This window comes from Bacillus sp. JS (assembly GCF_000259365.1).
Taxonomy (GTDB): Bacteria; Bacillota; Bacilli; order Bacillales; family Bacillaceae; genus Bacillus; species Bacillus stercoris.
This window is the reverse complement of sequence record NC_017743.1, coordinates 2,734,267-2,757,961: the sequence shown is the minus strand read 5'-3', so window position 1 is coordinate 2,757,961 and position 23,695 is coordinate 2,734,267. Positions and strand designations below refer to the sequence as shown.

19 protein-coding genes are annotated in these 23,695 nt (G+C 43.9%); 18 read left to right on the top strand and 1 reads right to left on the bottom strand.

The features are described 5' to 3' along the window. Positions 1–19: 19 nt before the first annotated feature. The 11 genes from ilvC to yihA all read left to right on the top strand — a co-directional run bounded on the left by ilvC (position 20) and on the right by yihA (position 14,847). Positions 20–1,048: a ketol-acid reductoisomerase gene (gene ilvC / locus MY9_RS14005; RefSeq protein ID WP_003222549.1), complete on the top strand. Its 1,029-nt coding sequence runs from the start codon at positions 20–22 to the stop codon at positions 1,046–1,048. After that, on the top strand, positions 1,035–2,591 hold the full coding sequence (locus MY9_RS14000) for a 2-isopropylmalate synthase (RefSeq protein ID WP_040082253.1): 1,557 nt from the start codon (positions 1,035–1,037) through the stop codon (positions 2,589–2,591). Before ilvC ends, MY9_RS14000 begins: the two co-directional genes overlap by 14 nt. Positions 2,592–2,611: 20 nt before the next feature. Further along, positions 2,612–3,709 carry a 3-isopropylmalate dehydrogenase gene (leuB, locus tag MY9_RS13995; protein ID WP_014664871.1) on the top strand — a complete coding sequence of 366 codons (1,098 nt, stop codon included), beginning with the start codon at positions 2,612–2,614 and terminating at the stop codon, positions 3,707–3,709. 49 nt (positions 3,710–3,758) lie between these two features. Beyond that, entirely contained in the window at positions 3,759–5,177 is a 1,419-nt protein-coding gene (gene leuC, locus MY9_RS13990) for a 3-isopropylmalate dehydratase large subunit (protein ID WP_014664870.1), read from the top strand. Between the two features lie 12 nt (positions 5,178–5,189). Beyond that, complete coding sequence (leuD, locus tag MY9_RS13985) at positions 5,190–5,789, top strand: 3-isopropylmalate dehydratase small subunit (RefSeq protein WP_014664869.1); 600 nt, start codon at positions 5,190–5,192, stop codon at positions 5,787–5,789. Between the two features lie 118 nt (positions 5,790–5,907). Further along, positions 5,908–6,912, top strand: a complete 1,005-nt coding sequence (ddcA, locus tag MY9_RS13980; protein ID WP_014664867.1) for a DNA damage checkpoint antagonist DdcA — start codon at positions 5,908–5,910, stop codon at positions 6,910–6,912. A gap of 227 nt (positions 6,913–7,139) precedes the next feature. Next, positions 7,140–8,414, top strand: a complete 1,275-nt coding sequence (tig, locus tag MY9_RS13975) for a trigger factor (RefSeq protein WP_014664866.1) — start codon at positions 7,140–7,142, stop codon at positions 8,412–8,414. Between the two features lie 272 nt (positions 8,415–8,686). Continuing rightward, positions 8,687–9,949, top strand: a complete 1,263-nt coding sequence (clpX, locus tag MY9_RS13970) for an ATP-dependent protease ATP-binding subunit ClpX (RefSeq protein WP_003229613.1) — start codon at positions 8,687–8,689, stop codon at positions 9,947–9,949. A gap of 150 nt (positions 9,950–10,099) precedes the next feature. Further along, the gene (gene lonB / locus MY9_RS13965; protein ID WP_014664865.1) at positions 10,100–11,758 is read left to right on the top strand and encodes an ATP-dependent protease LonB; all 1,659 of its coding nucleotides are present in this window, start codon (positions 10,100–10,102) and stop codon (positions 11,756–11,758) included. 180 nt (positions 11,759–11,938) lie between these two features. Further along, positions 11,939–14,263: an endopeptidase La gene (gene lon, locus MY9_RS13960; protein ID WP_014664864.1), complete on the top strand. Its 2,325-nt coding sequence runs from the start codon at positions 11,939–11,941 to the stop codon at positions 14,261–14,263. After that, entirely contained in the window at positions 14,260–14,847 is a 588-nt protein-coding gene (gene yihA / locus MY9_RS13955) for a ribosome biogenesis GTP-binding protein YihA/YsxC (protein WP_014114673.1), read from the top strand. The genes lon and yihA overlap by 4 nt, the downstream gene beginning before the upstream one ends. A gap of 21 nt (positions 14,848–14,868) precedes the next feature. On the opposite strand, the gene MY9_RS13950 is transcribed toward yihA, so the two are convergent. Next, on the bottom strand, positions 14,869–15,366 hold the full coding sequence (locus tag MY9_RS13950; RefSeq protein WP_014664863.1) for a hypothetical protein: 498 nt from the start codon (positions 15,364–15,366) through the stop codon (positions 14,869–14,871). A gap of 229 nt (positions 15,367–15,595) precedes the next feature. Between MY9_RS13950 and hemA the strand changes: the two genes are divergently transcribed. The 7 genes from hemA (at position 15,596) to MY9_RS13915 (ending at position 23,674) form a co-directional block, all read left to right on the top strand. Then, on the top strand, positions 15,596–16,963 hold the full coding sequence (gene hemA, locus MY9_RS13945) for a glutamyl-tRNA reductase (protein ID WP_014664862.1): 1,368 nt from the start codon (positions 15,596–15,598) through the stop codon (positions 16,961–16,963). A gap of 7 nt (positions 16,964–16,970) precedes the next feature. Continuing rightward, positions 16,971–17,801 (top strand): cytochrome c biogenesis protein, encoded by an 831-nt coding sequence (locus MY9_RS13940; protein WP_003222575.1) that lies wholly within the window; start codon positions 16,971–16,973, stop codon positions 17,799–17,801. 32 nt (positions 17,802–17,833) lie between these two features. Next, a complete protein-coding gene (gene hemC, locus MY9_RS13935; RefSeq protein ID WP_014664861.1) occupies positions 17,834–18,778 on the top strand; it encodes a hydroxymethylbilane synthase in 945 nt (314 codons plus the stop codon). After that, on the top strand, positions 18,768–19,556 hold the full coding sequence (gene hemD / locus MY9_RS13930; protein WP_014664860.1) for a uroporphyrinogen-III synthase: 789 nt from the start codon (positions 18,768–18,770) through the stop codon (positions 19,554–19,556). Before hemC ends, hemD begins: the two co-directional genes overlap by 11 nt. Further along, positions 19,553–20,527: a porphobilinogen synthase gene (gene hemB / locus MY9_RS13925; protein ID WP_014664859.1), complete on the top strand. Its 975-nt coding sequence runs from the start codon at positions 19,553–19,555 to the stop codon at positions 20,525–20,527. The genes hemD and hemB overlap by 4 nt, the downstream gene beginning before the upstream one ends. A 29-nt stretch (positions 20,528–20,556) precedes the next feature. Further along, a complete protein-coding gene (gene hemL, locus MY9_RS13920; protein WP_014664858.1) occupies positions 20,557–21,849 on the top strand; it encodes a glutamate-1-semialdehyde 2,1-aminomutase in 1,293 nt (430 codons plus the stop codon). 130 nt (positions 21,850–21,979) lie between these two features. Further along, a complete protein-coding gene (locus MY9_RS13915; RefSeq protein ID WP_014664857.1) occupies positions 21,980–23,674 on the top strand; it encodes a LysM peptidoglycan-binding domain-containing protein in 1,695 nt (564 codons plus the stop codon). Positions 23,675–23,695: the final 21 nt, after the last annotated feature.

Sequence of the window (23,695 nt, the reverse complement as noted above, 5' to 3'; positions counted from 1 at the left end):
TAACAAGGGAGAGATTGAAATGGTAAAAGTATATTATAACGGTGATATCAAAGAGAACGTATTGGCAGGCAAAACAGTAGCGGTTATCGGATACGGTTCGCAAGGCCACGCACATGCCTTGAACCTTAAAGAAAGCGGAGTAGACGTGATCGTCGGTGTTAGACAAGGAAAATCTTTCACGCAAGCCCAAGAAGACGGACATAAAGTATTTTCCGTAAAAGAAGCGGCAGCCCAAGCTGAAATCATCATGGTTCTGCTTCCTGATGAACAGCAGCAAAAAGTATACGAAGCTGAAATCAAAGATGAATTGACAGCAGGAAAATCATTAGTATTTGCTCACGGATTTAACGTGCATTTCCATCAAATTGTTCCTCCGGCGGATGTAGATGTATTCTTGGTAGCGCCTAAAGGTCCGGGACACTTGGTCAGAAGAACATATGAGCAAGGAGCCGGCGTACCTGCATTGTTCGCAATCTATCAAGATGTGACAGGAGAAGCTAGAGACAAAGCTCTCGCATATGCAAAAGGAATCGGCGGCGCAAGAGCGGGCGTATTAGAAACGACATTTAAAGAAGAAACAGAAACAGATTTGTTCGGTGAGCAGGCGGTTCTTTGCGGCGGATTAAGCGCGCTTGTCAAAGCAGGATTTGAAACATTAACTGAAGCAGGTTATCAGCCTGAACTTGCATACTTCGAGTGTCTTCATGAGCTGAAATTAATCGTAGACCTTATGTACGAAGAAGGACTTGCAGGAATGAGATATTCAATTTCTGACACAGCACAGTGGGGAGATTTCGTATCAGGCCCTCGCGTTGTGGATGCTAAAGTAAAAGAATCGATGAAAGAAGTATTAAAAGATATCCAAAACGGTACATTCGCAAAAGAATGGATCGTCGAAAACCAAGTAAACCGTCCTCGTTTCAACGCTATCAATGCGAGCGAGAACGAGCATCAAATCGAAGTAGTGGGGAGAAAGCTTCGTGAAATGATGCCGTTTGTGAAACAAGGCAAGAAAAAGGAAGCGGTGGTCTCCGTTGCGCAAAATTAATTTTTTCGATACGACGCTTCGTGATGGTGAACAGTCCCCTGGAGTGAACTTGAATACACAGGAGAAACTTGCCATAGCTAAGCAGCTCGAAAGACTCGGGGCAGATATCATTGAAGCGGGATTTCCCGCTTCGTCCCGAGGTGACTTTTTAGCTGTTCAGGAAATCGCTAGAACCATTAAAAATTGTTCAGTGACTGGTCTGGCCCGTTGTGTAAAAGGTGATATTGATGCTGCTTGGGAAGCGTTAAAGGATGGTGCTTACCCGAGAATTCATGTTTTTATCGCCACATCGGACATTCATTTGAAACACAAGCTGAAAATGACACGTGAGCAAGTCATTGAAAGAGCAGTTGAAATGGTGACATACGCAAAAGAACGTTTTCCGGTTGTGCAGTGGTCAGCTGAAGATGCCTGCCGTACTGAGCTGCCGTTTCTGGCAGAAATCGTCGAGAAAGTGATTGACGCAGGCGCCAGTGTTATCAATCTTCCAGACACTGTCGGCTACCTGGCTCCAGCGGAATACGGAAATATCTTTAAATATATGAAGGAAAACGTTCCGAACATTCACAAAGCAAAGCTTTCAGCTCATTGTCATGATGATTTGGGAATGGCAGTTGCAAACTCTCTTGCTGCGATTGAAAATGGCGCTGATCAAATTGAATGCGCTGTGAACGGGATCGGTGAAAGAGCCGGAAATGCGGCATTAGAGGAAATTGCCGTTGCCCTTCATATCAGAAAAGATTTCTATCAAGTCGAAACAGGTATTACATTGAACGAGATTAAGAGAACAAGCGATTTAGTAAGCAAGCTGACCGGCATGGCTGTCCCGCGCAATAAAGCAGTTGTGGGCGATAATGCATTTGCTCATGAATCAGGCATCCATCAGGACGGCTTTTTAAAAGAGAAATCAACTTATGAAATTATTTCGCCGGAGCTTGTCGGTGTAACCGCAGATGCGCTTGTCCTAGGTAAACATTCTGGACGCCACGCATTTAAAGACCGGTTGACTGCTTTAGGATTCCAATTTGACAGTGAAGAGATTAATAAATTCTTTACGATGTTTAAAGAGTTGACTGAGAAGAAAAAAGAAATCACTGATGAGGATCTTGTTTCTCTTATTTTAGAAGAAAAAGTAACAGATCGCAAGATTGGGTATGAATTTCTTTCTCTGCAAGTACATTACGGAACTAGTCAGGTCCCTACGGCTACTCTTTCTTTGAAAAATCAAGAAAACGCAGAGCTTATTCAGGAAGCTGCAACTGGGGCCGGAAGTGTGGAAGCAATCTACAACACGCTTGAGCGCTGCATCGATAAAGACGTGGAGCTCTTAGACTACCGCATTCAGTCTAACAGAAAAGGCGAAGATGCATTTGCCCAGGTGTATGTAAGAGTTTTGGTGAACGGAAAAGAATCAGCAGGGCGGGGCATAGCGCAAGACGTATTAGAAGCATCAGCGAAAGCCTATTTGAACGCAGTAAACCGTCAATTGGTTTTCGAGTCGAATATGAGCGGACTTAAAAACCACACAGCTGTCGGATCATAAAAGAAAGGAGAACGGTTAATTTGAAGAAACGTATTGCTCTATTGCCCGGAGACGGGATCGGCCCTGAAGTATTAGAATCAGCGACAGACGTACTGAAAAGTGTTGCCGAACGCTTTAACCATGAATTTGAATTTGAATATGGCCTGATTGGAGGGGCGGCGATTGACAAACATAACAACCCCCTCCCAGAGGAAACCGTTGCCGCTTGTAAAAATGCAGATGCGATATTGCTTGGCGCTGTCGGCGGACCGAAATGGGATCAAAACCCTTCGGAGCTGAGACCGGAAAAAGGGCTGCTCAGCATCAGAAAACAGCTTGATTTGTTTGCGAATTTACGGCCAGTGAAGGTGTTTGAAAGCCTTTCTGACGCTTCGCCTTTGAAAAAAGAATACATCGATCATGTTGATTTTGTTATCGTCCGAGAGCTGACAGGCGGCTTGTATTTCGGCCAGCCGAGCAAACGCTATGTAAACACTGAAGGTGAGCAGGAAGCAGTAGACACCCTGTTTTATAAGCGGACGGAAATTGAACGCGTGATCAGAGAGGGCTTTAAAATGGCAGCAGCCAGAAAAGGAAAAGTAACCTCTGTTGATAAAGCAAACGTTCTAGAATCAAGCAGACTGTGGCGTGAAGTGGCCGAGGACGTTGCAAAAGATTTTCCTGATGTAAAGCTGGAGCACATGCTTGTGGATAATGCAGCCATGCAGCTGATTTATGCACCGAATCAATTTGATGTCGTGGTGACTGAAAATATGTTTGGTGACATTTTAAGCGATGAAGCGTCGATGCTTACAGGCTCACTCGGAATGCTCCCGTCAGCCAGCCTATCAAGCTCAGGTCTTCATCTGTTTGAGCCTGTTCATGGCTCCGCGCCTGATATTGCCGGCAAAGGGATGGCAAATCCATTCGCGGCCATATTGTCAGCGGCAATGCTTTTGAGAACATCTTTCGGGCTTGAAGAGGAAGCGAAAGCTGTAGAAGATGCGGTAAACAAAGTCTTGGCTTCCGGAAAAAGAACAAGAGACTTGGCACGGGGTGAAGAGTTCAGCAGCACTCAGGCCATTACGGAGGAAGTTAAGGCAGCAATCATGAGTGAAAATACAATTTCTAATGTGTGACAGCTTACGATAAGCGGTCTTAGTTCATAGGTAGAGGGAGGAAATAAAGATGATGCCTCGAACAATCATCGAAAAGATTTGGGATCAGCATATTGTAAAACATGGTGAGGGAAAACCCGATCTTCTCTATATTGATTTGCATCTCATTCATGAGGTGACGTCACCTCAGGCATTTGAAGGTTTGAGACAAAAGGGAAGAAAGGTCAGAAGACCCCAAAACACATTTGCGACAATGGACCATAACATCCCGACCGTCAATCGTTTTGAGATAAAGGATGAAGTTGCGAAACGCCAAGTAACGGCGCTTGAAAGAAACTGTGAAGAATTTGGCGTGCGCCTTGCCGATCTTCACAGTGTGGATCAAGGGATTGTCCATGTCGTCGGCCCTGAACTGGGCTTAACGCTTCCAGGGAAAACGATCGTGTGCGGCGACAGTCATACATCAACACATGGCGCTTTCGGCGCTCTTGCATTTGGAATCGGGACGAGTGAAGTTGAACATGTCCTTTCCACACAGACTCTTTGGCAGCAGCGTCCGAAAACACTTGAAGTGCGTGTAGATGGAACGCTTCAAAAAGGGGTAACGGCAAAGGATGTCATTCTTGCTGTCATCGGTAAATACGGTGTGAAATTCGGCACTGGCTACGTCATTGAATACACTGGGGAAGTATTCAGAAATATGACGATGGATGAACGAATGACCGTTTGCAACATGTCAATTGAAGCAGGAGCAAGAGCAGGTTTGATTGCACCTGACGAGGTAACATTTGAATATTGCAAAAACCGCAAGTACACGCCAAAAGGCGAAGAATTTGACAAGGCTGTAGAGGAATGGAAAGCGCTGCGCACAGACCCGGGCGCTGTTTACGATAAATCTATCGTCCTTGACGGCAACGACATTTCTCCTATGGTGACATGGGGCATTAACCCGGGAATGGTTCTTCCTGTCGATTCTGAAGTTCCAGCGCCGGAAAGCTTTTCTGCAGAAGATGACAAAAAAGAAGCGATTAGAGCTTATGAATATATGGGGCTGACTCCCCATCAGAAAATCGAAGACATTAAAGTGGAGCACGTATTTATCGGTTCCTGCACAAATTCCCGCATGACAGACCTTCGTCAGGCTGCAGATATGATCAAAGGGAAGAAGGTAGCTGACAGCGTTAGAGCCATCGTCGTGCCAGGATCCCAAAGTGTGAAGCTTCAGGCTGAACAAGAAGGGCTTGACCAGATTTTCTTGGAAGCTGGATTTGAGTGGAGAGAGTCAGGCTGCAGCATGTGTTTGAGTATGAATAATGATGTTGTTCCTGAGGGAGAGCGCTGTGCGTCAACCTCTAACCGCAACTTTGAGGGAAGACAAGGAAAAGGTGCAAGAACACATCTCGTCAGCCCGGCAATGGCTGCGATGGCTGCCATTCACGGACACTTCGTTGATGTCAGAAAGTTTTATCAGGAAAAAACAGTTGTGTAAGGAGTGCGCGAGATGGAACCTTTGAAATCACATACGGGGAAAGCGGCCGTATTAAATCGGATCAATGTTGATACTGACCAGATTATTCCTAAACAATTTTTGAAGCGGATTGAAAGAACAGGCTACGGGCGTTTTGCATTTTTTGACTGGAGATATGATGCGAATGGTGAACCGAATCCTGAATTTGAATTAAACCAGCCTGTTTATCAAGGAGCTTCCATTTTAATAGCAGGAGAAAACTTCGGCTGTGGATCATCGCGCGAACACGCTCCGTGGGCGCTTGATGATTATGGGTTTAAAATTATCATTGCGCCGTCATTTGCTGATATTTTCCATCAGAACTGCTTTAAAAACGGGATGCTTCCAATCCGCATGCCATATGACAATTGGAAACAGCTAGTCAGCCAGTATGAAAACCAGTCATTGCAAATGACTGTTGACCTTGAAAATCAGCTGATTCATGACAGTGAAGGCAATCAAATTTCATTTGAAGTTGATCCGCATTGGAAAGAGATGCTCATCAACGGCTATGATGAAATTTCATTAACGCTGCTGCTTGAAGATGAAATCAAGCTATTTGAATCGAAAAGAAGCTCTTGGCTTCAAGCCTGAAGAAGCGGCCGGTCTTTGTCCGGCGGCTTTTTTTGCCTGGTGAAACCTTTCATTTCTTGTGTTTGTTCACAGGTGTTGATACACTTGAACAAAATAAATGCCTGAAAGGAATATAGGTATGACGCATGACAAGAAAAACGCAAAAATTATTCCTTTTCCTCATCTAAAAGACCGCCTCGTGGAAAAAGGGATGTCATCACTCAAGGAAAAAAAGTATCAAGAAGCGCTTGAGCTGTTTTCAGAAGCAATGAAATATGATGATACTGAATCTGATCTTCACTTAGGGATGGCCATCTGCTTTTTAGAGCTGGGCGAGCTGGAAGAGGCAAAAAGTGTGTGCGAGAAGATGCTCAAAGAAGGTTATGGCCATTATTTTACGGTTTTGCAGGTGTACATGACCATCTTAATTCAGCTTAAAAAATACGAAGAAGTCAAAAGCACTATTGAAGCCGTTTTGGAAGAAAATCAGCTGCCGGCAGAAAGCGCCGAGCAATTTTACAAGCTGCTTGATTTCAGCCGGAAAATGACCGATCCGGATCGAGAGGACGAGGCTTGGGCTGAAGAATACGAGGATACAATTGACACTGAGAAAGTGCTGGCAAGCCCTGAGGAGCAAATGAATCTCATTCATTCCTTAAAAGACCGTAACGTAGCAAAGTATACAGGATTGCTCAAAACAATCCTTCAAGACCCCTCAGCCCACCCGATTATCAAAACGATGATTGTTATGCTGTTGGCCGAGCATGAGTACAGTAAACCTGTGCACATTAGTAAATTTGGCGAGTCGTTGACAATTGAACCGTCTGAGATTGTCCCGCCTGATGCCGCTCCGATTCTGCACCGTGTTCTCAGGGTGCTGGATGAGACACTTGGAAATGAAAATCCAACCTTGTATGCGGCCGTAGAAGAATTGTGGAGAAGACATTTATACGTTTTATATCCGTTCCAGCCGAAATTGCTGTCGGCTGATCTTTGGGCGGCTGCCCTGCATAAAGTCGGCTACGAGATGCACGGGATTGAAATTGAAAGAGAAGAACTTCATATGATGTATGAATTTACCGACAGAGAACTCGATGAAGCTTGCACTATGATAAAAGATATTGAAGAAATTTCTTATTTGTAAATCACGCCATATAGTTGAAAGCGCTATGTGTTATGTTATAATATAGTGGTTGTATTTGTGTATAACGGGTTATAAGAAATACGGTTGGACAGGCTTTGCAGTTCATTATTAACATCTATACATAATGATTCTGATCTTTGGCAGCTTTGTTTTTGTTGGACGAAGCCGAATGATTGCTTTAGAATGGAAGACCGACACAACCTGAATAGATTTTTGGAGGGAAACACATGTCTGTAAAATGGGAAAAACAAGAAGGCAACGAAGGCGTTTTAACGGTTGAAGTTGATGCTGAAACGTTTAAAACAGCACTTGATGATGCATTTAAAAAAGTAGTAAAACAAGTTTCAATTCCTGGATTCCGTAAAGGTAAAATTCCTCGCGGATTATTCGAACAGCGCTTTGGCGTAGAAGCTCTTTACCAAGATGCTTTGGATATTCTTCTTCCTGTAGAATACCCTAAAGCGGTTGAAGAAGCTGGAATCGAGCCTGTAGACCGTCCTGAAATCGATGTTGAAAAAATCGAAAAAGGCGAAAGCTTAATCTTCACTGCGAAAGTAACAGTAAAACCTGAAGTGAAGCTTGGCGACTACAAAGGCTTAGGCATTGAAAAAGACGACACAACTGTAACTGACGAAGATGTTCAAAACGAACTAAAAGCGCTTCAAGAGCGTCAAGCTGAACTTGTTGTAAAAGAAGAAGGCGCTGTTGAAGAAGGAAACACAGTTGTTCTTGATTTCGAAGGATTCGTTGACGGCGAAGCATTCGAAGGCGGAAAAGCTGAAAACTACTCTCTAGAAGTAGGTTCTGGTTCATTCATCCCTGGCTTCGAAGATCAATTAGTTGGCCTTGAAGCAGGTGCTGAGAAGGATGTTGAAGTGACATTCCCTGAAGAGTACCACGCTGAAGATCTTGCAGGCAAACCAGCTGTGTTCAAAGTGAAAATTCACGAAATCAAAGCGAAAGAGCTTCCTGAGCTTGACGATGAATTCGCTAAAGATATCGATGAAGAAGTGGAAACACTCGCTGAATTAACTGAAAAAACTAAGAAACGTTTAGAAGAAGCGAAAGAAAACGAAGCTGACGCTAAATTGCGTGAAGAGCTTGTTCTGAAAGCTTCTGAAAATGCTGAAATCGATGTGCCGCAAGCAATGGTCGACACTGAGCTTGACCGCATGCTGAAAGAATTCGAACAGCGTCTGCAAATGCAAGGCATGAACCTTGAGCTTTACACTCAATTCTCAGGCCAAGATGAAGCTGCGTTAAAAGAGCAAATGAAAGAAGATGCTGAAAAACGCGTAAAATCTAACCTGACTCTTGAGGCGATTGCGAAAGCGGAAAACCTTGAAGTATCAGATGAGGAAGTTGATGCTGAGCTTACAAAAATGTCTGAAGCATACAACATGCCTGTTGAAAATATTAAACAAGCCATCGGTTCTACTGACGCGATGAAAGAAGATTTAAAAGTTCGCAAAGCAATTGATTTTCTTGTAGAAAACCGTTAATATGGTGCATAATAATAGTAATAATAAAACAGGGCGCGAATCATTCGTGCCTTGTTTTGTACAATTATGAGTTATCTCTTTTTCTTGGGGCAAGATAGTTAATGCAGGGCAGTTTTTTGTCATACATATAGAATGTGCAAGTCAGAAACACATTGTTACCGTCTTTTTGGAAAGTATGGTAAAATGCAATACATACTCGTTTCGTTTCAAGAATCATTTTCTTTTGCTCTGCCGGTAAAAGAAAAAGTGAGACAAGATTAAGGGGTGAAAGAATGTTTAAATTTAACGAGGAAAAAGGACAATTGAAATGCTCGTTTTGTGGAAAAACACAAGATCAGGTTCGTAAGCTTGTAGCTGGGCCTGGTGTATATATATGTGACGAATGTATCGAACTCTGCACTGAAATTGTAGAGGAAGAACTCGGAACAGAAGAAGAAGTAGAATTTAAAGACGTACCAAAGCCTCAGGAAATTCGTGAAATCTTGAATGAATATGTCATCGGCCAAGATCAAGCGAAGAAATCACTTGCTGTTGCTGTGTATAACCACTATAAGCGCATTAACTCCAACAGCAAAGTCGATGATGTTGAGCTTTCAAAAAGTAATATTTCATTAATCGGGCCTACAGGAAGCGGTAAAACCCTTCTGGCGCAAACGTTGGCTCGCATTTTAAATGTGCCGTTTGCGATTGCAGACGCTACATCTTTGACTGAAGCTGGATACGTGGGTGAAGATGTAGAGAATATTCTCTTGAAACTCATTCAAGCTGCTGATTATGATGTGGAAAAAGCCGAAAAAGGCATTATCTATATTGATGAAATCGATAAAGTGGCTAGAAAATCTGAAAACCCGTCTATCACACGTGACGTGTCAGGTGAGGGCGTACAGCAGGCATTGCTTAAAATTCTTGAGGGTACAGTGGCGAGCGTGCCGCCTCAAGGAGGACGTAAGCATCCTCATCAAGAATTCATTCAAATTGACACAACAAATATTTTGTTCATCTGCGGCGGAGCTTTCGATGGTATCGAACAAATCATCAAACGCCGTTTAGGCCAAAAAGTGATTGGATTCGGTGCTGACAACAAAGCTGCTGATCTTGAGAAAGAAGATCTTCTTTCAAAAGTGCTTCCTGAAGATTTGCTCCGCTTCGGGTTAATTCCTGAGTTTATCGGACGTCTTCCGGTTATTGCAAGCCTTGAAAAGCTTGACGAAGAAGCTTTGGTTGCGATCTTAACAAAACCGAAAAACGCTCTTGTTAAGCAATTCAAGAAAATGCTTGAGCTTGACAACGTTGAGCTTGAATTTGAAGAAGAAGCGCTTTCTGAAATCGCTAAAAAAGCGATTGAACGCAAGACTGGCGCACGCGGACTCCGTTCTATCATTGAAGGCATCATGCTTGATGTGATGTTTGAGCTGCCTTCTCGTGATGACATTGAAAAATGTGTGATTACCGGGGCAACTGTGACACACGGAGAGCCTCCTCGCCTTTTATTAAAAGACGGCACTGAGGTTAGCCAAGATAAAACATCTGCATAAAGATAAACACAAACCTCCTGAATGAATCATTCAGGAGGTTTTTTGCATGTAAACTCTTCCGGAAAAACGTTTATTCCCGCCTCCTATGGGAGATACTAGCAATCAGAGGAATGAATTGGATACATAAATTGTTTTTCAGGAGGGACCACCATGAGTTGGACAGGGATCGCGTTATTTATTCAGCTGTTTTTTGGGATCATCATTGGTTTGTATTTTTGGAATTTGCTTAAAAATCAAAGGACACAAAAGGTCACGATAGATAAAGAATCAAAGAAGGAAATGGAGCAGCTTCGGAAAATGCGCGCTATCAGCTTGTCCGAGCCATTATCTGAGAAGGTCCGCCCCAAAAGCTTTCAAGATATTGTCGGACAGGAAGACGGTATTAAAGCATTAAAGGCGGCTTTGTGCGGACCGAATCCTCAGCATGTCATTGTCTATGGACCGCCGGGAGTTGGAAAAACGGCTGCTGCGCGGCTTGTGTTGGAAGAAGCAAAAAAACATAAACAATCACCGTTTAAAGAGCAAGCTGTTTTTGTGGAACTTGATGCGACAACAGCCCGTTTTGATGAAAGAGGAATTGCCGATCCGCTCATCGGCTCTGTCCATGACCCGATTTACCAAGGGGCCGGAGCAATGGGGCAGGCTGGGATACCGCAGCCGAAGCAGGGAGCTGTCACTCATGCCCATGGCGGTGTGCTGTTTATTGATGAAATAGGGGAGCTGCATCCGATTCAAATGAATAAAATGCTGAAGGTGCTTGAGGACAGAAAAGTCTTTTTAGACAGTGCGTATTACAGTGAGGAAAATACACAAATTCCGAATCACATTCATGATATTTTTCAAAATGGGCTGCCGGCTGATTTTCGCCTGATTGGCGCAACCACAAGAATGCCAAACGAAATTCCGCCAGCTATCAGGTCCCGCTGTTTGGAGGTTTTTTTCCGTGAGCTTGAAAAGGACGAACTGAAAACTGTTGCCAAAACAGCAGCGGATAAAATTGAAAAAAATATCTCTGAAGAAGGCCTCGATCTGCTGACCAGCTATACGAGGAACGGACGGGAAGCTGTCAATATGATTCAAATCGCAGCGGGGATGGCTGTTACGGAGAATCGGAAAGACATTACCATTGAGGATATTGAATGGGTCATCCACTCTAGTCAGCTTACACCGAAGCATGAGCAAAAAATCGGTGTTGAACCGCAGGTCGGCATTGTAAATGGGCTTGCAGTCTATGGGCCTAACAGCGGGTCGCTTCTGGAAATCGAAGTAAGTGTAACCGCGGCTCAAGATAAAGGATCAATTAATATCACAGGAATAGCTGAAGAAGAAAGCATCGGCAGCCAATCAAAATCAATCAGACGAAAAAGCATGGCGAAGGGTTCGGTTGAAAATGTGTTAACTGTGCTCCGGACAATGGGAATGAAGCCGTCTGATTATGATATTCACATCAATTTCCCAGGAGGGGTTCCGATTGATGGGCCGTCAGCGGGCATCGCGATGGCGGCGGGGATTTTCTCGGCGATACATAAAATTCCTATTGACAATACCGTTGCGATGACAGGCGAAATCAGCTTGAACGGCCTTGTGAAACCTATCGGAGGCGTTATTCCGAAAATAAAAGCGGCCAAGCAGTCCGGTGCGAAAAAGGTGATTATTCCATATGAAAATCAGCAGGCGATCTTAAAGCAGATTGACGAAATCGAGATTATTGCAGTGAAGACGTTCCAAGAAGTGCTTGATGAAATTTTAGTGAATCCGCCAACGGAACAAAAACCGTTCCATATTGAAATTAATAAAGAATCCGTTTAAACCCTATTTTTATAATAGGGTTTTTTTCATGAAGGACATCTTTTCCTTTTTCATATCAGAAAGAAAGGGTATACTACGAGGAGACTGCTTTATAGAAAATGGAACCATGCCGTTTATTGTACAAGGATGAAAAAGTTGTATTATAATGGTTCATACTAAAGTCACGGAGGTGTCAGTCACATGGCAGAAGAATTAAAACGCAGCATCCCGCTCCTCCCTTTAAGAGGTTTATTAGTGTACCCGACGATGGTTTTGCATTTAGATGTAGGACGTGACAAGTCGGTTCAGGCTCTTGAACAGGCAATGATGCATGATCATATGATATTTTTAGCCACTCAGCAGGATATTTCGATAGACGAACCTGGTGAAGACGAGATTTTCACTGTCGGCACCTATACAAAAATTAAGCAAATGCTAAAGCTTCCGAACGGTACGATTCGTGTGTTGGTGGAGGGCCTCAAGCGCGCCCAAATCGTTAAATATAATGAACACGAGGAATACACGTCGGTCGACATTCAACTCATTCATGAAGATGATTCAAAAGATACAGAAGACGAAGCGTTGATGCGGACTTTGCTAGACCACTTTGATCAGTACATAAAAATTTCTAAAAAAATCTCGGCCGAAACGTACGCCGCGGTTACTGATATCGAAGAGCCGGGGAGAATGGCAGACATCGTTGCTTCTCATCTGCCCCTTAAACTAAAGGATAAGCAGGATATTTTAGAAACGGCAGATGTCAAAGACAGGCTGAACAAGGTCATTGATTTTATTAATAATGAAAAAGAAGTGCTGGAGATTGAGAAAAAAATCGGCCAGCGTGTCAAACGTTCAATGGAACGTACGCAGAAGGAATACTATTTGCGTGAACAGATGAAGGCGATCCAAAAAGAGCTTGGCGATAAAGAAGGCAAAACTGGCGAAGTTCAGACGCTGACTGAAAAAATTGAAGAAGCAGGCATGCCTGATCATGTGAAGGAAACAGCCCTTAAGGAATTGAACAGATATGAAAAAATTCCGTCAAGTTCTGCGGAAAGCTCCGTCATCCGCAGCTATATCGACTGGCTGATTGCTCTCCCGTGGACGGATGAAACAGATGATAAGCTTGATTTGAAAGAAGCAGGACGTCTCTTGGACGAAGAGCATCACGGACTTGAAAAAGTAAAAGAACGTATTTTAGAATATTTGGCTGTCCAGAAGCTGACAAAATCCCTGAAAGGCCCGATCCTCTGTTTGGCAGGACCTCCAGGTGTCGGAAAGACGTCTTTAGCCAAATCAATTGCAAAAAGCTTGGGACGGAAATTCGTCAGAATCTCACTCGGAGGAGTACGGGATGAATCAGAGATCCGCGGACACAGACGAACCTATGTAGGAGCAATGCCAGGACGGATTATACAAGGGATGAAAAAAGCCGGCAAGCTGAATCCAGTTTTCTTATTAGATGAAATTGACAAAATGTCATCTGATTTTAGAGGAGACCCGTCATCTGCTATGCTTGAAGTGCTTGATCCAGAGCAAAACAGCAGCTTCAGTGATCACTATATTGAAGAAACCTTTGATTTATCAAAAGTGCTGTTTATCGCAACGGCGAACAATTTGGCTACAATTCCAGGGCCGCTCAGAGACAGAATGGAAATTATTAATATCGCAGGCTACACAGAAATAGAAAAACTCGAAATCGTAAAGGATCACTTGCTTCCAAAGCAGATCAAAGAACACGGGCTGAAGAAAAGCAACTTGCAGCTGCGTGATCAGGCGATTCTTGATATTATTCGTTACTATACGAGAGAAGCGGGTGTAAGAAGCCTTGAACGCCAGCTTGCCGCAATTTGCCGTAAAGCTGCAAAAGCCATTGTTGCTGAAGAGCGAAAACGAATTACGGTTACTGAGAAGAACCTTCAAGATTTTATCGGAAAACGCATTTTCAGATATGGACAAGCTGAAACAGAGGATCAAGTTGGTGTAGTGACAGGGCTTGCGTATACAACCGTTGGCGGAGATACGCTTTCGATTGAAGTATCGCTTTCACCGGGAAAAGGGAAATTAATCCTGACTGGAAAGCTCGGAGATGTAATGAGAGAGTCAGCTCAGGCAGCATTCAGCTATGTGCGATCCAAAACAGAAGAACTTGGCATTGAACCTGACTTTCATGAGAAGTATGATATTCATATACATGTACCAGAGGGTGCGGTGCCTAAAGATGGTCCGTCAGCCGGCATTACGATGGCAACAGCACTTGTTTCTGCTTTAACGGGGCGGGCAGTTTCTCGTGAAGTCGGCATGACTGGGGAAATTACGCTTCGCGGGCGCGTGCTGCCAATCGGCGGACTGAAGGAAAAAGCGCTTGGCGCCCATAGAGCGGGGTTGAAGACCATTATTGCGCCTAAAGAGAATGAAAAAGATATAGAGGATATTCCTGAAAGCGTCAGAGAGGGGCTGACATTTATATTGGCATCCCACCTAGACGAAGTTTTGGAACATGCCTTAGTAGGAGAGAAGAAATGAAAGTCACAAAGTCAGAAATCGTGATCAGTGCAGTAAAACCGGAACAGTACCCTGAAGGAGGGCTACCGGAAATTGCATTGGCCGGAAGATCAAACGTAGGAAAATCGTCTTTTATCAATTCATTAATCAATCGCAAAAATCTTGCGAGAACATCGTCAAAGCCTGGAAAAACACAAACGCTTAATTTCTATATTATCAATGATGAGCTGCATTTTGTGGATGTGCCGGGGTACGGTTTTGCTAAAGTGTCAAAGTCTGAGCGTGAAGCTTGGGGCAGAATGATTGAAACCTATATCACGACACGCGAGGAATTAAAAGCAGTGGTACAGATCGTTGATTTGCGGCATGCGCCATCCAATGATGATGTACAGATGTATGAATTCTTAAAGTATTACGGCATTCCTGTTATTATTATCGCTACAAAGGCGGATAAGATCCCGAAAGGAAAATGGGACAAACACGCGAAGGTTGTCCGACAAACATTAAATATTGATCCGGAAGACGAGCTGATTCTCTTTTCCTCAGAAACGAAAAAGGGGAAAGACGAAGCTTGGGGAGCGATCAAAAAAATGATAAACCGGTAGAGAATCCTCTACCGGTTTTATTTATCGTATAGATTTTTTCCGTTTTATCAATAATAACAATAAACTGATTCCAATAAAGACAAACGGCCAATACTCCTTCAGAAGTGCTGTTGGAATATGCGCAGACTCAAGCCACGCCATAATTTGTTTAAAAAAGTACAAAAACAGGGAAAAACAAATCATCGACACAGCCTCATATACATATTCTTTTTTTTGAACGGTTGAAACGAGTAGTGAGAAGCCGATCATAAAGAGAATCATTTCAAAATCATCCGGCCACCATACCCATTTCGGCTTGGCAAAAAAGTGTAAACCGATCCCGAAGAGAAGCAAACCGATAAAGAAATGGGGTGCAACGGCTTCTTTTTTTCCTTGATATACAAAGGCTGCGCCTAACAGCATGAGGAGAACAGGCCATTGATCCTGTCCTGAAAACAGTTCCGCTTGGCCGCTTTCAAGCCAAGCATATACAGAAGCGGCAAGCAGCAGACAAGGGAATAAAATTGATTTTTGTTTCATGCATATCACCTTCTTGTTTTTTAGAGCTGATGTGTAGTAAATTTCTGCTGTTTTTGGTATTGTCAATAGGAATGCTTCTTTTCCCTGAAGCTTTTTCTAATATAGCATAAGAATTTTAAAATCTGTTCACATTTTGTGAAAGAATCTATGTTATAATTATTATAAATAATGAGTTCTATGTTAGAATAATTATAAATTAAGATTGGGTGTTGGGGGTGTAATTAAAGCGATGCATATACTTGTTGTGGGAGTAGATTATAAATCCGCCCCTATTGAGATACGTGAAAAAGTAAGTTTTCAGCCGAATGAGCTGGCAGACGCAATGGTGCAGCTGAAAGAAGAGAAAAGCATTCTGGAAAACATCATTGTCTCCACCTGCAACCGCACTGAAATTTATGCGGTAGTCGACCAGCTCCATACCGGCCGTTATTATATAAAAAAGTTCTTAGCTGATTGGTTTCAATTAAGCAAAGAAGAGCTGTCACCGTTCTTAACATTTTATGAGAGCGATGCAGCTGTTGAGCATTTATTCCGTGTAGCCTGCGGACTGGATTCGATGGTGATTGGTGAAACGCAGATTCTCGGACAGGTACGCGACAGCTTTAAAACAGCTCAGCAAGAAAAAACGATCGGGACTATTTTTAATGAGCTGTTTAAGCAGGCCGTGACAGTGGGCAAACGGACTCACGCCGAAACAGACATTGGCTCAAATGCGGTGTCTGTAAGCTATGCTGCAGTTGAACTTGCTAAAAAAATCTTCGGAAATCTCTCAAGCAAGCACATATTGATTCTCGGTGCGGGAAAAATGGGCGAGCTTGCTGCGGAAAACCTGCACGGACAAGGAATCGGCAAGGTCACTGTCATTAACCGAACATACTTGAAAGCCAAGGAGCTTGCTGACCGTTTCTCCGGTGAAGCGAGAAGCTTGAATCAGCTTGAAAGCGCGCTTGCGGAGGCTGATATTCTAATCAGTTCAACCGGTGCAAGTGAATTTGTCGTGTCCAAAGAGATGATGGAAAACGCGAATAAGCTTCGCAAGGGACGTCCGCTGTTTATGGTGGACATTGCCGTGCCTAGAGATCTTGATCCGGCGCTGAATGATCTTGAAGGTGTTTTTCTTTATGATATCGACGATCTGGAAGGCATTGTAGAAGCGAACATGAAAGAGCGGAGAGAAACCGCTGAAAAAGTTGAACTGTTAATTGAAGAAACCATTGTCGAATTTAAACAATGGATGAATACACTTGGTGTTGTGCCGGTTATTTCTGCATTGCGCGAAAAGGCGCTTGCCATCCAGTCAGAAACGATGGACAGCATCGAGCGTAAGCTGCCTCATTTAAGCACAAGAGAGAAAAAACTGTTGAACAAACACACCAAAAGTATCATTAACCAAATGCTGCGTGATCCGATTTTAAAGGTGAAAGAGCTTGCAGCAGATGTTGATTCTGAAGAAAAGCTCGCGTTGTTTATGCAGATTTTTGATATTGAAGAAGCTGCGGGACGTCAAATGATGAAAACCCTTGAAAGCAGCCAGAAGGTCCACTCTTTTAAAAAGGCTGAATCAAAAGCGGGCTTTAGCCCACTTGTAAGTGAGTGAAAGCTGAATGATTGATACTGCAATGGCAAGACTTAATGAGGGGACAATTGTCATTTACGCGTTAAGTGTACTCTTTTATTTTATAGATTTTCTTCAACACAACCGGAAGGCTGGAAAAATGGCCTTCTGGTTGCTTTCTATTGTCTGGACTCTGCAAACCGTGTATTTGGCCTATTTTATGTGGGTGACGGGGCGGTTTCCGGTATTAAATGTCACGGAGGCGCTTTATTTTTATGCCTGGGTGCTTGTCACGCTGTCACTTGTACTGACAAAGCTTTTACGTGTTGACTTTATTGTGTTTTTTACAAATGTTATAGGATTTTCTATGATCGCCATTCACACATTTTCACCGACAGAGCAGCAGTCAGCGGCTTTTTCCGGGCAGCTTGTGTCAGAACTTTTGGTGATTCATATTACAATGGCGATTCTTTCATACGGCGCTTTTTCCCTTTCTTTCGTTTTTTCTGTGTTGTACATGTTTCAATATCATCTGCTGAAAAAGAAAAAGTGGGGAAAATGGCTGTTGAGAATAGAAGATTTATCAAAGCTTGATTATATGGCGTATGTTTTAAATGTGATCGGCGTTCCGATGCTGCTGCTGAGTTTGATTCTCGGCGTTATTTGGGCATATGTCTCTCTAGAAACGCTGTATTGGTTTGACGCCAAAGTGCTTGGTTCATTTGTCGTCCTGCTGCTGTACAGCTATTATCTTTATATCAGGCTGATTAAAGAGCTGCAAGGAAAGGTCGCTGCACTGTGGAATACGGCTTGTTTTCTCGTGCTGATGATCAATTATTTCCTGCTTGGAAGCCTGTCGCAATTCCATTGGTTCAGTTAAATGATGTCCCAAGCAGATTCGGGAGGAAAGAAATGATGAGAACGATTAAAGTAGGTTCCAGACGAAGCAAACTCGCTATGACTCAAACAAAATGGGTTATCCAAAAACTGAAAGAAATCAACCCTTCGTTTACTTTTGAAATTAAAGAGATCGTGACAAAGGGTGACCGGATTGTCGATGTCACACTCTCAAAAGTGGGTGGAAAAGGGCTGTTTGTCAAAGAAATTGAACAAGCGCTTTTAAACGAAGAAATTGATATGGCAGTGCACAGCATGAAGGACATGCCTGCTGTTTTGCCTGAAGGCCTTGTGATCGGCTGTATTCCTGAACGGGAAGATCCTCGTGATGCCCTTATTTCAAAGAATCGCGTAAAGCTTTCAGAAATGAAGGAAGGCGCTGTCATTGGCACAAGCAGTTTAAGAAGAAGCGCACAGCTTTTGATTGAGCGGCCTGACCTTACAATTAAATGGATTAGAGGGAATATAGATACGAGACTTCAAAAGCTTGAAACAGAGGATTATGACGCGATTATTTTAGCCGCTGCCGGCCTTTCCAGAATGGGGTGGAAGCAGGATGTCGTAACCGAATTCCTTGAGCCTGAGCGCTGTTTGCCTGCTGTGGGGCAAGGAGCACTGGCGATTGAGTGCCGAGAATCGGATGAAGAGCTGTTGGCGTTGTTTTCTCAGTTTACAGATGAATATACAAAACGGACTGTTTTGGCAGAACGTGCTTTTTTAAATGCGATGGAGGGCGGCTGCCAGGTTCCGATCGCAGGCTACTCTGTGTTAAACGGACAGGATGAAATTGAAATGACAGGGCTTGTCGCTTCTCCTGACGGCAAAATCATTTTTAAAGAAACCGTCACCGGGAACGATCCGGAGGAAGTAGGAAAGCGTTGTGCCGCTCTTATGGCTGACAAAGGAGCAAAAGATTTAATTGATCGTGTAAAACGGGAGCTTGATGAGGATGGAAAATGATTTTCCCCTGAAAGGAAAAACAGTGCTTGTCACCCGGAATAAGGCACAGGCTACATCATTCCGGCACAAAGTGGAGGCGCTCGGCGGAAAAGCGGTTTTGACCTCTTTGATTACGTTTCGCCCCGCTTTGCCGAATGATGTTGCGGAACAGGTGAGAGAGGATCTTGCCGCGCCAGGCTGGCTTGTTTTTACAAGCGTGAATGGGGCAGACTTCTTTTTTTCTTATCTGAAGGAAAATCAGCTTATTCTCCCTGCACATAAAAAAATTGCGGCCGTCGGTGAAAAAACCGCCTGCCGTTTAAAAACGCATAACGTATCGGTTGATGTGATGCCACAGGACTATATTGCTGAACAATTGGCTGCAGCTCTTAAGCAGCATGCTGAACCGGGAGAGCGGATTACCGTGATGAAGGGGAATTTGTCACGTGATGTGATAAAACAAGAGCTTGTTCCGCTCGGTTTTGAAGTGAAGGAATGGGTTCTCTACGAAACGATTCCGGACGAAGAAGGCATCAAGGCACTGAAGAAGGCTGCGGGTCAATATTCCTTTGACTATGTAACATTTACGAGTTCATCAACCGTACATACGTTTATGCATGTCTTGGGAGAAGAATTAAAAAAGTGGAAGGCGAATGAGACTGCCTGTATCACCATCGGACCTTTAACAAGGGACGCCCTTCTGACGTATGGCATTACATCGTATACACCAGATACATTTACAATAGATGGCATGCTTGAGTTAATGTGCAGCATGTCTAGAGAGGAAGAGAGAATATGAGTCAATCATTTAATAGACACCGCCGCCTGCGGACATCAAATGCAATGAGAGAGATGGTAAAGGAAACACGTTTGCATCCATCCGATTTTATCTATCCGATTTTTGTCGTAGAAGGGCTTGAAGGCAAAAAAGCTGTTCCGTCAATGCCTGATGTTTATCATGTATCATTAGATCTATTGAAGGATGAAGTAGCTGAGCTGGTCAAACTGGGAATTCAATCTGTTATCGTGTTCGGCATCCCGGAAGAAAAGGATGATTGCGGAACTCAAGCGTACCATGATCATGGTATCGTTCAAAAAGCCATCACGGAAATTAAAAAACACTTCCCTGAAATGGTGGTTGTCGCTGACACGTGCTTATGCGAATATACAGACCACGGCCATTGCGGACTTGTCAAAGACGGGGTCATCCTCAATGATGAATCGCTTGAGCTTTTAGCACAGACAGCTGTCAGCCAAGCGAAGGCAGGTGCGGATATCATTGCGCCATCAAACATGATGGACGGATTTGTTACAGTGATCAGAGAAGCGCTCGATAAAGAAGGATTCGTCAATATTCCAATCATGTCTTACGCTGTAAAATATTCAAGTGAGTTTTACGGTCCGTTCCGTGACGCAGCAAACAGCACACCGCAATTTGGTGACCGCAAAACATATCAGATGGATCCTGCCAACCGTATGGAGGCACTCCGCGAAGCACAATCAGATGTCGAGGAAGGCGCGGACTTTTTGATTGTCAAACCTTCGCTTTCCTATATGGATATCATGCGTGACGTGAAAAATGAGTTTGCTTTGCCGCTCGTCGCTTATAATGTAAGCGGAGAGTATTCAATGGTGAAGGCTGCAGCGCAGAACGGCTGGATCAAAGAAAAAGAAATCGTGTTGGAAATTTTGACAAGCATGAAGCGCGCGGGTGCCGACCTGATTATTACGTATCATGCGAAAGACGCAGCGAAATGGCTTGCGGAGTAATTTTATTCAGTTGACAGGAGTTGAGGCAGATGAGAAGCTATGAAAAATCAAAAACGGCTTTTAAAGAAGCGCAAAAACTCATGCCGGGTGGTGTGAACAGTCCCGTTCGCGCATTTAAATCAGTAGACATGGACCCGATTTTTATGGAGCGCGGAAAAGGCTCGAAAATCTTTGATATTGACGGGAATGAATATATTGACTACGTCTTGTCATGGGGGCCTTTAATTTTAGGACATACGAATGACCGCGTTGTTGAAAGCCTTAAAAAAGTGGCTGAATACGGGACAAGCTTCGGTGCTCCGACAGAAGTGGAAAATGAACTGGCAAAGCTCGTCATTGATCGTGTGCCATCTGTAGAAATTGTACGTATGGTCAGCTCCGGAACGGAGGCTACAATGAGCGCCCTCCGTTTGGCAAGGGGCTATACGGGCCGCAACAAGATTCTAAAATTTGAGGGCTGCTACCACGGACACGGCGATTCCCTCTTGATTAAAGCAGGTTCAGGTGTAGCCACTCTCGGTCTGCCTGACAGCCCTGGTGTGCCTGAAGGCATTGCAAAAAACACCATCACCGTTCCGTACAATGATTTAGAAAGTGTAAAGCTTGCTTTTCAGCAATACGGTGAAGACATTGCGGGAGTCATCGTAGAGCCGGTTGCCGGAAATATGGGCGTTGTTCCGCCGCAAGAAGGCTTCCTGCAGGGTCTGCGTGATATCACTGAGCAATATGGCTCCCTGCTGATTTTTGATGAAGTGATGACAGGCTTCCGCGTCGACTATAACTGCGCTCAAGGCTACTTCGGCGTAACGCCTGACCTGACTTGTTTAGGAAAAGTAATCGGGGGCGGACTTCCTGTCGGCGCTTATGGCGGAAAGGCAGAAATCATGGAACAGATCGCTCCGAGCGGTCCGATCTATCAAGCGGGTACATTGTCAGGCAACCCGCTTGCGATGACGGCTGGATTAGAAACATTGAAGCAGCTGACACCTGAATCCTACAAGAATTTCATCAAAAAAGGCGACAGGCTGGAAGAAGGAATTTCAAAAGCCGCCGAGGCACATGGCATTCCGCATACCTTTAACCGTGCAGGCTCCATGATTGGTTTCTTCTTTACAAACGAACCTGTCATCAATTATGAAACAGCGAAATCATCAGATTTGAAGCTGTTTGCAAGCTATTATAAAGGGATGGCAAATGAAGGGGTATTCCTTCCGCCATCACAATTCGAAGGACTGTTTCTCTCAACGGCCCATACTGATGAAGATATTGAAAACACAATCCAGGCAGCTGAGAACGTATTTGCTGAGATCAGCCGCAGATAAGAGTGAAAACCGGCATCAAGGACTCCTTGTGCCGGTTTTTTCGTGCACTCCCACTCATATTTTCTCCAGTTCATACATACACCTTTAGTGACATCTAATTTTAAGGATTAGATGAAAGGAGGATATGAACTTGCCGCAAAATCATCGATTGCAATTTTCTGTAGAAGAATCGATCTGTTTCCAAAAAGGACAGGAAGTTTCTGAACTGCTTTCAATTTCATTAGATCCTGATATCAGGGTTCAGGAAGTAAATGATTATGTATCAATCAGAGGATCGCTTGAACTTACAGGTGAGTACAACATAGATCAAAACAAACATACCGAAGAGATGTATACAGATAAGCGGTTTGTTGAGCAAGTCAGAAAGAGAGAGGATGGAAGTGCGGAACTGGCTCACTGTTTTCCTGTGGATATTACCATTCCAAAAAATAAAGTGAGCCATTTACAGGATGTCTTTGTTTTTATTGACGCATTTGACTATCAATTAACGGATTCGCGCATTTTAACAATTCAAGCTGATTTAGCGATCGAAGGTCTTTTAGATGATACGCAAGACAAAGAACCGGAGATACCTTTATATGAAGCTTCTGAGGCGTTCAGGGAGGAAGAGCTTTCAGAGCCGCCGGCACATAATGTAGAAGAACCAGGTGCATCATCGGCAGAGAAAGCAGTTCTTCAGGATGAACCGCCAGAACTTTTTGTCTCAAAAGCAGGGCTCCGTGAAGAACTGGAGACAGAAAAAGCAGAATCTGAGCCGCCTGAATCGGTTGCTTCAGAACCAGAGGCCAGAGAAGATGGAAAAGAGGAAGACGAGGCTGAAGAGCCTGCAGTGATGGAAGCAGAGGTTCGTACAGAAAAAGCAGAATCGGAGCCAGAACCTGCTGCTTCAGAAATAGAGATTCATGAGATCGTTAAAGCAAAAAAAGAAACGGCAGAGCCGGCAGCTGCAGCAGATGTTCGTGAAAAAGCAGACTCTCCAGCGGAGGATGAGCTTCGTGAACACGCTGGCGCAGAAGAATCGCCTGCATTGGAAGCTGAACATCATTCAGAGACTGTGGTCAAAGAGGAAAAAGCAGAAACATCTATTCATGAATACGCATTGCGTCAAGAGGCTCAAAATGAAGAAGAGCCTCAATCAGATCAGGCTGGTACGGCGCTTTGTCAAGAAGAAACGGAACAGGATGGAGCTTTGGAGAATGTACCAGAGGCCGCTCTCTCCATAGAAGATAGCAGAGAATCAGCTTCAGCTGTATATGCGGAGAATGACAAAGCCGATTTGCATTTCCATTTCCATCAAAAAACAAGCTCGGAGGAGGCATCCCAAGAAGAATCGCCTGAACCGGCCTATCGTACCTTCCTGCCCGAACAAGAAGAGGAGGATTCTTTTTATTCAGCGCCTAAGCTACTGGAGGAGGAAGAACAAGAGGACGAAAGCTTCGAAATTGAAGTGAGAAAAACACCACCGGCTGAAGAGCCTATGGAAGAAACACCTTTTCAATCCTTCCAGCTGCCTGAATCCTCTGAGACTGAAAGGAAGGAAACGAATGCTGTTTCTAGGGTTTCTCCTGCTGCTGAAACGAAGGAACCTCAAACAAAGGAAAGTGATAATTCTCTTTATCTAACGAAACTTTTTACAAGAGAAGAGGATGAGTTTTCGAGAATGAAAATCTGCATTGTGCAGCAGGAAGATACGATCGAACGTTTATGCGAACGGTATGAAATTACATCCCAGCAGCTGATCAGGATGAATTCTTTAGCCTTGGATGATGAATTAAAAGCAGGACAGATTCTCTATATTCCTCAATATAAAAATAGCCATGCATAAACCGTAAGCGATCGGAAAATG